General features: G+C 45.0%; 12 protein-coding genes and 1 tRNA gene. 7 read left to right on the forward strand and 6 right to left on the reverse strand.

The genetic code is table 11. From position 1 onward, the window contains the following. Nucleotides 1–155: 155 nt before the first annotated feature. Together argZ and IM485_RS09690 are read right to left on the reverse strand one after the other, a co-directional pair. On the reverse strand, nt 156–2,267 hold the full coding sequence (gene argZ, locus IM485_RS09685; protein WP_104396529.1) for a bifunctional arginine dihydrolase/ornithine cyclodeaminase: 2,112 nt from the start codon (nt 2,265–2,267) through the stop codon (nt 156–158). 173 nt (nt 2,268–2,440) lie between these two features. Further along, nucleotides 2,441–4,204: an SWIM zinc finger family protein gene (locus tag IM485_RS09690; protein ID WP_104396530.1), complete on the reverse strand. Its 1,764-nt coding sequence runs from the start codon at nt 4,202–4,204 to the stop codon at nt 2,441–2,443. 115 nt (nt 4,205–4,319) lie between these two features. Between IM485_RS09690 and IM485_RS09695 the strand changes: the two genes are divergently transcribed. The 4 genes from IM485_RS09695 (at nt 4,320) to IM485_RS09710 (ending at nt 6,397) form a co-directional block, all read left to right on the forward strand. Continuing rightward, nucleotides 4,320–4,601 (forward strand): ParB N-terminal domain-containing protein, encoded by a 282-nt coding sequence (locus IM485_RS09695; RefSeq protein WP_104396531.1) that lies wholly within the window; start codon nt 4,320–4,322, stop codon nt 4,599–4,601. Nucleotides 4,602–4,614: 13 nt separating this feature from the next. Then, nucleotides 4,615–5,307 carry a helix-turn-helix domain-containing protein gene (locus IM485_RS09700; RefSeq protein WP_104396532.1) on the forward strand — a complete coding sequence of 231 codons (693 nt, stop codon included), beginning with the start codon at nt 4,615–4,617 and terminating at the stop codon, nt 5,305–5,307. A gap of 447 nt (nt 5,308–5,754) precedes the next feature. Beyond that, on the forward strand, nt 5,755–5,991 hold the full coding sequence (locus IM485_RS09705) for a hypothetical protein (protein ID WP_104396533.1): 237 nt from the start codon (nt 5,755–5,757) through the stop codon (nt 5,989–5,991). Continuing rightward, nucleotides 5,981–6,397, forward strand: a complete 417-nt coding sequence (locus IM485_RS09710) for a putative toxin-antitoxin system toxin component, PIN family (RefSeq protein ID WP_104396534.1) — start codon at nt 5,981–5,983, stop codon at nt 6,395–6,397. The genes IM485_RS09705 and IM485_RS09710 overlap by 11 nt, the downstream gene beginning before the upstream one ends. 234 nt (nt 6,398–6,631) lie before the next feature. Here IM485_RS09710 and IM485_RS09715 read toward each other — a convergent pair whose 3' ends face one another. Then, entirely contained in the window at nt 6,632–7,480 is an 849-nt protein-coding gene (locus IM485_RS09715) for a M28 family metallopeptidase (protein WP_104396535.1), read from the reverse strand. 109 nt (nt 7,481–7,589) lie between these two features. On the opposite strand from IM485_RS09715, the gene IM485_RS09720 reads away from it, so the two are divergent. Continuing rightward, complete coding sequence (locus tag IM485_RS09720; protein ID WP_287742712.1) at nt 7,590–8,972, forward strand: flavin monoamine oxidase family protein; 1,383 nt, start codon at nt 7,590–7,592, stop codon at nt 8,970–8,972. An 80-nt stretch (nt 8,973–9,052) separates the two neighbouring features. On the opposite strand, the gene IM485_RS09725 is transcribed toward IM485_RS09720, so the two are convergent. Further along, nucleotides 9,053–11,578: a mannose-1-phosphate guanyltransferase gene (locus IM485_RS09725; RefSeq protein WP_104396537.1), complete on the reverse strand. Its 2,526-nt coding sequence runs from the start codon at nt 11,576–11,578 to the stop codon at nt 9,053–9,055. A gap of 206 nt (nt 11,579–11,784) precedes the next feature. Between IM485_RS09725 and IM485_RS09730 the strand changes: the two genes are divergently transcribed. Continuing rightward, on the forward strand, nt 11,785–11,976 hold the full coding sequence (locus IM485_RS09730; protein ID WP_104396538.1) for a hypothetical protein: 192 nt from the start codon (nt 11,785–11,787) through the stop codon (nt 11,974–11,976). Between the two features lie 166 nt (nt 11,977–12,142). After that, nucleotides 12,143–12,216: transfer RNA gene (locus tag IM485_RS09735), tRNA-Arg, on the forward strand. Nucleotides 12,217–12,445: 229 nt separating this feature from the next. Here the strand turns inward: IM485_RS09735 and IM485_RS09740 are convergent. Both IM485_RS09740 and IM485_RS09745 read right to left on the reverse strand, forming a co-directional pair. Next, entirely contained in the window at nt 12,446–12,604 is a 159-nt protein-coding gene (locus tag IM485_RS09740) for a hypothetical protein (RefSeq protein WP_287742716.1), read from the reverse strand. A 180-nt stretch (nt 12,605–12,784) separates the two neighbouring features. After that, complete coding sequence (locus IM485_RS09745) at nt 12,785–13,060, reverse strand: hypothetical protein (protein ID WP_002795807.1); 276 nt, start codon at nt 13,058–13,060, stop codon at nt 12,785–12,787. Nucleotides 13,061–13,407: the final 347 nt, after the last annotated feature.

A 13,407-nucleotide genomic window follows, 5' to 3' on the forward strand; every position in this document is an offset into this window, starting at 1 on the left:
AAAACTATCAACAACTCATGCTTGTAAAGCTTGTAAAATAGGGCTTTGAGTTTTTGTTAGATTGATATTTATCAACTTTAGAGCATTGCTGGACAGAGAGGGAGCTTGGGGAATTTTCTACAGTGTAAGTTCGGAAGAACCATCTATTTTGGCTTTTAAACCGTTTCTACCAAGGGACGGGTTAACTTATCCAACTGTTGGGTTAACAGACTCAGGAATAAACCCACATCGGTGACGATACCCACGGATTCTACGGAACCTCGATCGCTTAATTTTGTCACCACGGCCGGGTTAATATCAACACAGACCATTTTTACCCCCGCCGGTGTCATATTGCCCACACCGATGGAATGGAGCATACTAGAGAGCATGAGAATCATGTCTGCACCTTGAATCAAGCGGGAATATTCTTCCTGTGCTTTAATTAAATCCATCTCCGTATCCGGAAGCGGACCATCATCGCGAATTGAACCGGCCAAACTGAAGGGGACATTATTCTTGACGCATTCATACATTACGCCTTTTGTCAATACCCCGGCCGATACAGCTTTGGCGATGCTGCCGTGGCGACGGATGAGGTTGATAATCTTGAGGTGGTGACGATGGCCACCGCGCACGGGGATGCCTTTCTGCATATCTACCCCTAAAGAAGTACCCATGATCGCCTGTTCCATGTCGTGAACTGCGATCGCATTTCCCCCCAGTAAAGCGTGAACGTAACCATCGCGGATTAAACGGGAGAGATGTTGCGCTCCTCCAGTGTGAATGACCACCGGACCTGCCGTTACTGCCACTTTACCGCCCTGGTCGCGAATTTGGCGCATTTCCCAGGCAATCTGCTCGACGGTTAACTCGACTCGGCGCTCGCTGGAAACCCCCGCACCCATAAAGGTAAATTCCTGAGTGCTGTTGCGTTGTTCCCTGGATTCCGCCTGTCGGATAGTACGGATGCCCTCAACTCCCACCATGACGCGATCGCCAGCTTTTAAATCCCGCAGCAGAGTACATTTCGCCGTTTTGCCTTCCGGACTTTCAGTGACGACGATGGCTGCATCCATGCGTTGATTTTCCACCCGCACCCATTCACAGTTAACCCGCACTTCCGTGGGATAGATGGTGCTGACATAAAAATCATCGGGAGCGACCCCATCTTGTGCCACCACTGCGGTATTGACATCACAGATTTCTTGGGGACGAGCGGCCGCACCGAGGTCGATCAATTGTACCATGATCTCCTCCATTACCTCGTGAGAGGGTGCAGAAACGCGCACTTCGGCCGAGGAGGTACTTTGGCGCTCAATCCCTAAGGTGAAGTTTAAAACCTTGAAGCTGCCCCCATTTCCCACCACAACATCGAGAGCTTTATTCATAATTCCCGCGTCGAGCAGATGACCTTCTAGCTGGAGAATGCGACTTTCAATGGTGACATTTGCGTGATGGTCTGGAATTAAGGGTTCGGTGGTACGCAGGGTTAAACATTTAGCGGCTCCTCCTGCTTTTAAAAACTCCGTTAGGGGAGTTTGTACCACTTCAAACCCTTTTGCAGCTAAGTTATGTTGTAAATCGTCACTAATTTTATTCATGACGATTACTTGACCGATATTTACTGCATTACAAGCAAAGTTAACCGCATCGGCTTCTTCAACGATAATGCGTTTTTCTTCGGGAATTTTTAACTCAATTAATCGATTAGAATAGGCATCAAAAGCATCGGGATAGTAGAGTAGATAACCGCCACTAAGGGGACAAAAACAGGTATCAAGGTGATAAAAACGTTCATCGATTAAACGTAGGGATAAAACCTCGATATCGAGCCATTTAGCGATTAAAGGGTGGGAATCTAACTCAGTTCTGAAGCCATATCCTGCCCATAACCAACGTCCTTCCCGATCTAATAATGCGTCTCCTGCACCTTCAAAAGGTAAATCTTTGGGCAGTTCGTGAACCGTAAAACCGTTATCTTCAAACCACTGTTTAAAATAGGGTTCTTCTCCCTGTCTTTCTTTGTGTAAAAAGCGACTGAGAACTACAGTTTTTTCCAGAACTAAACCTGCATTAGCGGTAAAAACCATGTCAGGCCAGCCTTTTTCTGGTGTGACTAAATCCACGAGCGCCCGATCTTTGAGAACATGATAAAGCTGCTGCCATTGTTGCCTAGCTTTTTCCTGGGAAGATTTGTGAATGTTGCCCTCCATCCAGGGATTAATCACATAATCCACATCGTAATGATCGGGAGAACACATCAAAAAGCGAATAGTTTCAGTCATATTTTTTGACAATGAATATTCAGTATAAGTAGTCTGGAGATAAGTTTAGACCAATCTTCCATTATACTCCACTTTGCCCCGAAATGTCACTAGGTCTAAGATTAGGACAATTACCGCTCTACAAGCTAAAAACAGCCCGGTTTTAGCCGATAACTGACGGCTAGAAGCTTAAATTATTGTAAATCCTGATATTTAAATAACCCCATAAATTTCGATTTGCGTCCGTGTTCCTTAATTAAACTTTCCCGATAAGTTTGCCATTCTTCCCGTCTTCCTGACATATAAAAGGCATTACGAGCTTTTTTCAGCCATTTAATCGCTTCTTCGTAGCGATCAGCCTTTTTTTCGTCGAGTATCTTTTCCGCAGGAGGACACGCGCGATCGATCACCCAGTTAGGATCGACGGTAGCAGCCGCATCCATTATCCGCCAAATTAGGTGAGACTGCACATAGGAATTATCAGAAACGACTTTAATTGCATCTCTAACTAAATTTTCGTGGAGAAATATATCGATTTTAGCCTCTGTGGAACGTCCACCGCTAAACTCGCGCAAGTAATCTAACAAGTCTAATTTTAAATCTGGCCAATCTTCCCCCGCTAAAGACTCAATTTTTTGGTAATGGGAAAAGGAAGGTTGGTCTTGAAATGCCTTAATTCTAGCAGCCAAAGCTGTATCTATATCCCCTAAAGATTGCGCTAGTTCACTTGTCCAGAGAGCTAATTGATAATAATAATTCCCAGGGAAATTTAGACCACCCCTGGCAATTATTAGGGCGGATTCTGGAGCGGATTCATCGCGTAAAGCTTTGGCAAAAAAGAAGGCTTCATCGTTTTTAGTTATCATGTTTTTTGATGATGCCATCGCTTCCTCAATGCGATCAAGATAGACTAACTTAGTTAGGTATTCTACCACTTGTCCTGAAGCTAAAGCTAGATTCAAATACTCCTGATCTTTTTCCTGTTGCTCGAAAATTTCTAAGCGAATAGAAGTTAATGTTTGGGCATAATAAGGGATATTCCCTGACCACATTTCTGAAAAATTAGCCGATTCTCCTCGTAAAATCTTCTCTAAAATTGGATCATCCCATCCCTGTTGTAAGGCTGCTAAACTCATCTCAAAATCGGCACTCCATTCATCTTGCCATTGCTCGATCTTTTCCCTTAAATCTTGCTTTTCTTGGGGATTAAATTCTTTACTTAAAATTGCTGCAGTTAAAACTCGATCGATTCTGGCACTTAAATCATCATTGACAGCACCGTAATCTTCTAAATCATCCCATTCCTCGATACAGGCGCTAATAATTGCTTCTAAAATAGCGATTGCGTTATCCGGTTCTCCCTTTTGATAATAATCTTGGGCCTCATCCACTAGGGCATAAATTTCATCAGAAATTGGATCTTCTTCGTAGTAATCTTCTTTGATCGCTCGCAGGGATTGCCTCAGTTCATTACGGACAGTATTACGATAAGCTTTGACATTAATAGTTATCTTACCTGCCGCTTTATTAACTGGGGTAGCTGGCACTAAAAACTTATCAATTGTCTTGATAATTTCTGGGTGTTTAGCCACTAAATGATTAAGCAATTTTCTTAATTTACTTTCATCGATCGGTGTCAATAACTCCTCTAGAGAGGCTTTTTTGATAATTAATTCTGGTTGGCGAGAACAGGTTAATAAAACTGCCACAATATGCTTACACCAACCCTCGTAATCGTAGGGACAGGAACAGGAGACATTTTCAAGGTTTTCTTGGTTAAAATCTATGGCAACTCGATAGGGTTTAACCTCACTACCACTCACTAAAGCTTGTAGATTTTGCCCCCGTTGCCAAAGAGAAATAACTGCACCTTTATCGTAATAATATTGACCGCGCTGATAGGAAGCATTGGTGCTATTTTGCCGGATAATCTTTTCATTGATAGGAGGAATAGTCATAGTCAGCAAAGGAGGGAATTGAGTGATAAAATCTTGTCTGTGTTAAGAAAACTGCCGGCAGCGAGGCAGACCACTGCATCAGCAACCGAGTCAACTTATCTTCAGTTTAGCCTAAATGTGCTATAGTGAAGACACTATGGAAATTAAAAACATTCCTCTGTCCCAAATTCGTCGTCCTTTACCGCGACAAACCGATCCCGAAACAGTTAATCAGTTGATGCAATCGATCGCTGAGGAGGGATTACGAGAACCGATCGATGTTTTGGAGGTGGATGGTAACTACTACGGTTTTTCTGGTTGCCATCGCTTTGCCGCTCATCAGAGTCTCGGTAAAGAAACAATTCTCTGTCGAGTTCGTCGCGCTCCTAAATCTGTTTTAGCTAAACACATCGCTTAAGCTGAGAAGTCCCATGAATGAGTCCTTATATAAATATCATCGGCAAAAATTAGAGCAGTTAATGGCAAAAATTGGCTGTAAAAATCTGGAAGAATTGAGTCGGTTATCGGGTCTATCTTCTTGGCAATTGCAGAGAGTTCGCCATGGCTTAATCGCCAAATTATCCTCTGAATCTTTGGTGAAATTAGCTAATGCGCTGCAGCTGCCAGTTAGCGATCTCCTCGCTCATTTTCAAATCCCGACGATGGGGACAGAGGATCGTTCAGGGGAATTAAAAATTCTCGAACAAGAGTATCAAAATTTACAGCAAAAATTAGACAAGCAAAAAGAAGAATTAGCCGCAGAATTTCAACGTCAAAGCATCGAAGCGATCGAATCTTGGTTAGTTCAATGGCCCACGGCCGAGGCCGTTGCCCGCAAAAATCCCGACCTAGCAGCCGTCAAAATCCTCTCCCTAGTTAAACCGATTATGCAGTTACTGGAGCGCTGGGGAGTGCAACCAATTGACAGTGTCGGTGATCATGTCGGTTACGATCCGCAAATCCATCAATTGATCGATGGTCAAGCAGAAATAGGTACACCCGTTTTAGTTCGTTATCGGGGGTATCGTCATGGGGAAAAACTACTTTATCGTGCTAGAGTGAGTTTAATTAAAGTAGAAATGCCAGAAATTCAACCAGCAGAAACAGAAAATGTCACCGCTTAAAGTGATAATTCTTGCAGAGCTTTAGTGCCAGGAAAAATTCCTCCGTGGTCTGCTTTTATCGAAAAAATCGGGTCTAAAACCTCGCCTTAAGGCGAAAAGTTTTTGGAGCGGGACATAAATCCCCATTACAAAACTAATGGCGGCTTGATAACCGCCCTCTGAACGGTTAAGATGATATATGATTCGGAGGGAAAAATATGTCAACGCCCTATGATAAATGTTTTGACCACATTACTGATCGTCCAACGAAATTCTGTTCGCCAGCAATGGTTACAGATGGTTTGCGGAGGTTTATTTGTTGCCGATGTTAGGATACTACTATTAGCGACGCTTAAGCGAAACCCAACCGCACTCAACCTCACATTTTAGCATATATTTCGTAAACGATGCTCATATTTAACAGTAAAGCCGTCGTTCTACGACGGGGTTTCAGACCCAAAATTTTCGATGAAAGCAACGATCCGAAACGTTAAAATTAGCGAGATTCCCACAGCGATCGAGCAGTTAGGTTTGTCTGCTCATGCGTGTGTCGATTTCACCATCGAGAATCATGAGATGACGGGAAACGAACAGGAAGAAACCATCCAAGCCTTGATGGAAGTGGTCAATGAAATTCGTGCTTATGCCAAGAGTCAGGGATTGACTGATGAGAAGTTGGAAGAGCTTTTAGTAGATGAATCGTGAACCCATAGTTATCGATACGAACGTCTTGATAAGCTTCGCCTTAAGCAGTACGACAACACCAGCTTTGGCTGTAGAATACGCGATTAATAACTTTATTATTCTGCAAAGTCCCGCAACCATAGGCGAGTTGGTCACAAAACTTCTTCTCCCAAAGTTCGAGAGGTACATTACACTGGAGCAGCGCCGACAACTGCTAGTAAGAATTTTGGAAGTTTCGCTGCTGATTAGACCTACTGACCACACTGAAATTTGCCGAGATCGAGACGATAATAAATTCCTAAATCTGGCAACCAGTGGGGAAGCACGCTATCTCATTACTGGTTACAATGATTTGCTTATACTGCAACGCTATGGGAAAACAGAGATCGTTACACCAAGGGAATTTTTAAAAATTGTTCGGCGGTGAAGTACAAAAAATCCAGTTTGAGTGAGATGATCGAAAGAACAACATTGATAGGGAAAAACACGGGATAGATTTTAATTTTGCCAAGACAAGTGACTTAAGTAGTAGGTTGGGTTGAGCAATAATAACTTTTGTCTGTCAAATATTAGTGACGCTTGAGCGAAACCCAACCACACCAATGTCGTCAATAATGTTGGGTTTCTAACTGGGATTGGTGCGTTACGCTAACGCTAACTTTTATCTCATCGGTAAAGATTGCAATCCAAAACAGAGACCTTGACAGACTCGTGTTAGGAAATTTAAGTCTAAAGTAGCGATTGTATCCCGAGAACTATGATAATAGGGATTACGCATATTAGCCGTATCTGTCACCATAATTGCCGAATAACCGCGACTCCAAAAAGGAGAATGATCGCTGCGTCGAGTATCGGGGACGATATAACCTCCAAAAATTACGGGCAACCATTCGCAGGGAGTTTGATTTTCTCGCAGGACTCGACTGAGAAATTTTAAATCCTCGCGGGTTTTGAGATTGCCAATCAAAGCGATAAAATCCCCAGTGTTGGGGTAAAAATGTTCTAGAAAAGCTGGATATTTTTGAGAATGGGGATTTTTATCACAGTAACCGAGCATTTCTAAGGATAACATTAACCTTAAATCCTGCTTAGTTTGTTTTAATTTTTCTGCGTAGGCAATGCTCCCCAGTAATCCGTATTCTTCTAGATCGAAGGCAATTAAACGAATTGGATAATTAGCCTGATTCTCCCCAAAAAACCTGGCTAATTCTAATAATACCGCTAATCCCGTGGCGTTATCGTCAGCCCCCGGCGACCCCGGCACCGTGTCATAATGAGCGCCAATTAAAATCGGAGGTTTTTGACTGTTGTTAGGCAAATCCAAGATTAAATTTTCGTAAACTTTTCCCCGAAAAGGGAAAAAATGTGATTCAACCTTTCCCCAATTGCCTAACTCTTGCCGCAGGTATTCTCGCACATAAAAATGTCCTTGACTAGAGAAAAAAGGGTTTCTTTCTCGGACAATTTGTTCTAGGTGTTGGCTTAAGCGATCGCTAAGAAGATCAAACATTGATAGCAGCAGATAATTTAATCAAAAGAGCCAATGGATAGAGAAACTGAGGGAAAAATCGGGGAAAATAATAATTGTTAATTATAAAATATTCTGTGGAGCTAAAATCATGACAAATCTCCAGTGGACTAGCTATGATTGTATCGTTGTCGGGGCGGGATTAGCAGGATTAATCGCCGCGCGGAATCTCCAGAGGCAAGGTCATCAAGTTCTGGTGATCGAAGCGCGAAATCGTTACGGTGGTAGAATGTCTGGTCAATATCTCCCCTCCGGACAGTGGATCGATCGAGGTGGTCAGTGGGTGGGTCCAACCCAAGAGCGTTTTTTAGCCCTCCTTGATGAGTATAAAATACGTCGTTTTCCCTCTCCCAATCAGGGAAAAACCGTCCTAGTCTTTAACAACAAACGCTATGAATTCAATGGTTTTTTTCAAGGTTTCCACGAGGGAGAAGTACCCGATATCGGCGCGGCAGAATGGCAAGATGCGATGTCAGCATGGGCGCGTTTTCAAGAACTAGCCAAAACCCTACCTTCCGGTTATCCCCAAAGCAACGATCACACCAAAAAACTAGACAGTAAAACTTTTGCCCAGTGGATTGAAGAAAACACCAGCACAGATTTTGGTCAATGGTATTTTGCTTATATGGCGCGTGCAGTGGGTTTTCTCGGGCCGGCCGAACCCAACCAAGTCTCACTGCTGCACGTTCTTTGGGGACAAAATTGCGCCCCTCAGGCCGAACATCCAGAAGCCGAACTGATCCATGGCGGAGCCGGACAAATTCCCGACAAGATCGCGGCGGAGTTAGGAGAGCGAATTCGACTGGGGGAACCAGTTTTTCGCCTTAATTATGACTCGGCCGGCGTGACCGTAGAAACCAGCCAGAATACTTTTACCGCCAAATTTGCCATCATTGCCATGCCGCCCCATCTTGCCGGCCGCATTATTTATCATCCCCCGCTGCCACCCCAGCGAGAACAACTAACCCAACGAGTACCGATGGGATGCTGCGCTAAAGTCCTGATTTCCTACGAGCAACCTTTCTGGCGAAAACAGGGACTAGCGGGAGTTTCTCAGGGGAATTGTCAATGGTTGGAACTCTGTGCCGATAGTTCCGATCCCGAAACCGGCGTCGGGGTAATCGCCACCTTTGTGGTTGGCGATCGCTATATTCGTTGGCGCTCCATGAGTAGTCCAGCGCGTCGTGCCGCCGTCCTCTCGGATTTAGCTATTTATTTCGGTCAAGAGGCTCTTTTCCCGATCAGTTACGATGAGGTGGATTGGCCCGGGGATCCCTGGACTGGTGGCGCCTATGCCGCTTTTATGCCCCCCGGAGTCTGGACAAGTTTCGGCGAGGCTCTTTTTACTCCCGTTGGACCGATTCACTGGGCCGGCTCAGAAATGGCTGATCGCTGGCCAGGATTTTTTGAGGGAGCGATCCGCACCGGTGAGGCAGCGGCCGATCGAATCGCCTTGCTTTTGCGGGAAAAATGAGCATTTACAGGGCTAGGACACCTTTTAGGTCAAAAAAATCCTCATAGTCAAGTTTCGGGGGCTAATAGGGCAAAAAAATCCTAAATCATCACTATTTCGCCCTGGTAATGTTCGACGAAATGCTGGACACGATGACGATATTCTTTAATTGTCCGATCGACCCATTCCCGCTGCTCACTGTTAGCATAGATATGCACTAAAGGTTCTCCAGCATCGGGTAAAATCAATACCCAGTCATCATTGAGGGGATTAATCACCTTCACCCCATCGATTAACTCTAGATTATCGGTAGCGTGAGTTTCCACCAGATAGCGCATCAAGGATCCCTTGACTTTCCAAGGACAACGCACCGCCGTATTCTTATTGTAAATGCGCGGTAACTCGGCCCGCACCTGAGCTAGAGAACGTTCCTGAATGGTTAACATCTCCAAAAGTTTCGCCACGCTGAACATGGCATCGAAACCGGGATGTAATTGCGGAAAAATAAAGCCAGTTTGCCCAGAGCCTCCTAAAACCACATTAGGATTGGTTTGACATCCTTCCATTAAAGCGCTAGGACTGGCTTTTGTCCGCACCACCCGGCCATCGTGACGACGTGCGATCTGTTCCACGGCACTAGAAGCATGAACCGGCACTACCACTGTACCGCGAGGATGGGCGGTCAGAATTGTATTCACCATTAGAGCAGTTAATTGTTCCCCGCGAATCGATAAACCACTCTCATCGACGAGGACTAATTGTTCCCCGTTGGCCGAAACTTGTACGCCTAAGTTCGCTTTCAGGGCCTCCACCACATGGCCCAATTGATGGATTAGTAACTCTCTTTCCTGCATGGAAAGGGCATTCTGACGTAAACTGGCATTGAGAACTACGGCATCACAGCCAAATTTAGCCAGTAATTCTGGTAAAATTGCTCCCGAGACTCCGTAGGCGTAATCAATGACGATTTTGGAGCTACTATTGCGAATAGCCTCCACATTTAGCTGAGTTTCAAAGGTTTTGCGGTAATTATCGAGAATATCAGCCGGATAGGACATACTGCCGATGTCCTGCATTCCCACCCGTCGCAAATCTTCCTTGAAATAGGCCCCTTCGATTTTCTTTTCCCTCGCTTTGGAAACATTAATCCCTTTTTCGTCTAAAAACTCGATTAAGAGAAAATCCGGGCGATCGGGATGGATACGGACGTGAATGCCACCGACTACGTTTAATTTAGACACTAAAGTCCGCGAAATCGGTAAAGCATTCGCTTGTAGGTTTTGGATATTCACCCCCACGGACATTAAACCGGCAATCAGCGATCGACTGACCATGCGCGAGACACTACGTTGATCCCGGGAGACGATTACCGTTGACCCCGGTTTCAGAATAGAACCGTAGGCTGCCCCCAGTTTAACGGCGAATTCGGGCGTGATATCGATGTTAGCAAGTCCCGATACTCCTCGTTGACCAAAGAGGTTTTTATGGGCAGTATTTCCCCAAATCAGGTTAATATTGAGGATGGCTCCCGATTCGATCTGTTTACTCGGCCAGACTCTGACCCCGGAATTGATCTGCGCTTCTTCCCCGACGATCGATAATTGTCCGATCACCGCACCTTCGTGTACCTGGGCCCGTCGATCGATTCTGGTTCCCCTAGCGATCGTACAAGCGGCTAAATTGACCTCATCCCCGATCACCACACCATTCCAGAGGATGGGACGTTTCAGATCGGACCCAGCACCGATGGTGACATTATCGCCGATAACCGAACCCCTCTCGATCAGAACATTTGCACCAATACGGCAATGATTGCCGATCATGGCCGGTGCCTCGATCTGGGCACTAGGATCGATATAGGTATTAGTGCCGACCCATACCCCGGGGGATTTTTCTCGATAGGGAAATTCTAGGTTAACTTTGCCAGATAAAGCGTCGTATTGCGCTTCTCGGTAGGCCTCCAGATGACCGACATCGCACCAATAACCATCGGCCACATAACCATACATAGGTTCGCCCCTTTGCAGCAGCAGCGGAAACAAATCTTTAGAAAAGTCGGATTCTTCTTTGTAGGGGAGATAATCGAGGACTTCTGGTTCGAGAATATAAGTTCCGGTGTTGACAGTATCGGAAAAAATCTCGCTGGTGGATGGTTTTTCGATAAAACGGCGAATTCTGCCTTCTTTGTCGGTAATCACTACCCCAAACTCGATCGGATTGGGAACCCGCGTCAGGACGAGGGTTGCTTTCGAGTTTTTGCTTTTATGGAATGCGATCGCTTTTTGCAGGTCAAAATCAGTGATACTATCGCCACTAATCACCAGAAAGGTATCATCTAACCATTCGGCAATATTTTTCACACATCCTGCGGTGCCTAGGGGTTGATCCTCCTCGACAGCGTAGGTGATTTTTACCCCAAAGTCGCTGCCGTCTTGAAAGTAGTCGCGCATGACATCGGGGAGATAGTGCAGGGTGGTGATAATTTCAGTAATGTCATGCTTTCGCAGTAAATTAATAATATGTTCGGCGATCGGACGGTTGAGAATCGGGACCATCGGTTTGGGAAGATCACAAGTAAGCGGACGTAATCTTGTCCCCGAACCACCTGCCATTAGTACCGCTCGCATAACTTCCTCCCAAGGCTATCTTTTCGCCGTTTTTAAATATTTTTTTCAAATTCTGGCTTTAGTTTTCCTATCTCGATCGAGCTAGTTCCTAACCGGCATTCTAACACTGTCTCCCGGATTCAGGACAATATTTTCTTTTCCCAAGTCGGCAAAACCCAAGCTTAAAATGGGAGGTGTGAATTGTCTAAATTCAAGGATGAGATGGCATGAGACTCGTTGTTTTTATCTTAATAATTTTTTATGGTGTCGGTGGTTGGAAATTCTGGAATGGGTACAGAAGCACTAACTTTAGTTCCAGTTTACCCAATCGTTTAGCTCTAACACTGTTCTGGCCGCTTCTGTTGGCTGTTAATCCCGCCTACCGCAAGAATTTTCAAAAAGCCCTCAAGGGCAAATAAAATTAACATACTGCCAAGGTTGCGGCCATAAAACAAAAAAGGGGGTGGGTATCGAGGCCTTATTCTGCTGGATTAGTCGAGATTACCCCCCCCAAAAAAAACCTAAATAATCCATGGCAATCAGCAATTTAGCCGTGGATGTCTTATCATGGTTAGGGAAAAAATTGGGGTCGTAGCTCAGTTGGATAGAGCGAGTGCCTCCTAAGCACTAGGCCGCCGGTTCGATCCCGGCCGATCCCGCCTTTTTCAGTGTTGCCAAAGGCACGGCGTAGCCGTCCAGTAAACAGAGAAAAGAGACCGGGAAACTGCTATTTATAGCGCTTTTCACGTTATTGAGGTAAGTAGTCGTGCAAAATTAATTTCCTAGTGAAGATAGGCAAGAGGCAAGAGGCAAGAGGCAAGAGCGGGGTTAGATATGTGTAATTAATTTTGCCTAGGTACTTATCGACAAGTTTTGCCAACAAAGGACTTAAGCTCCTTGCCCATGCCTCATTCTGATGAAAACTGCTATAGCGTTCATTATCAAAATATCTAGGGTTTGCTGAAAAAGTTTGTTGGTGGGGGCAGGGTGTGGGGTGTGGGGTGTGGGGTGTGGGGTGTGGGTTTTTACCGGTTTTGAGGTGGCCAATTACCTAATTTTCAGGGGAAAAGTACCTGAATTTCCCCCCCGACCACTCCCATATCCGGTACTTTTTGATTGACAAAAGGTCTAAAAGTCTTATCCAACAAGGTTTTAAGATTTATTCAGCAAGCCCTATCTACGGGCTTAATTAAGCCCGTAGCCGTGCCTACGGGCAACTTCTAGAGGTTAGGCTTGATCGCTTCTGTTCTCGTTAATCTGTCGGATGATTTCAATCATTTGAGCGTGTCGATCATCCATTCTCTCTAGATGCCGGTAAAAATCGGCTTGAGTCTCATAAAAATCTGATTGTGCGCTTGCTATTCGAGCTAGGTAATCGTAAAGCCCTTTTTTCTCCTGTTTGCGTTCTTCGCGGTCACTAGCGACGGCATCAGCTAGGGCTTGAATAGCGCGAGCGTTCGATTCCACTATTTTCTCGATCCGCTCTAATCTGTCTTCTGACATTTTGGTAAACTCCTAATAGACTAATTTCTTGTCCCCCACCGATGCCCGTCGGATGGCGGAATAATACTAAATCCGTTGAGTATAGGCTATATATCAGGACAGCCGAACGGCAAAAGGCAAAAGGGGGAATAAATAACCAGTTTTTAATAACCGGATTTAGTATCACTCAAAACTTAAAACTGATCACTGATAACTGATAACTGCTATTTAGGGTCTGCTGAAAAAGTTTGTTGGTGGGGGCAGGGTGTGGGGTGTGGGGTGTGGGGTGTAGGGTTTTACCGATTTTGAGGTAGTCAGTTACCTAATTTTCAGGGAAAAAGTACCTGAATTTTACCCCTGATCCCTCC

This window comes from Microcystis sp. M169S2 (genome assembly GCF_020245865.1).
GTDB lineage: Bacteria > Cyanobacteriota > Cyanobacteriia > Cyanobacteriales > Microcystaceae > Microcystis > Microcystis ichthyoblabe_A.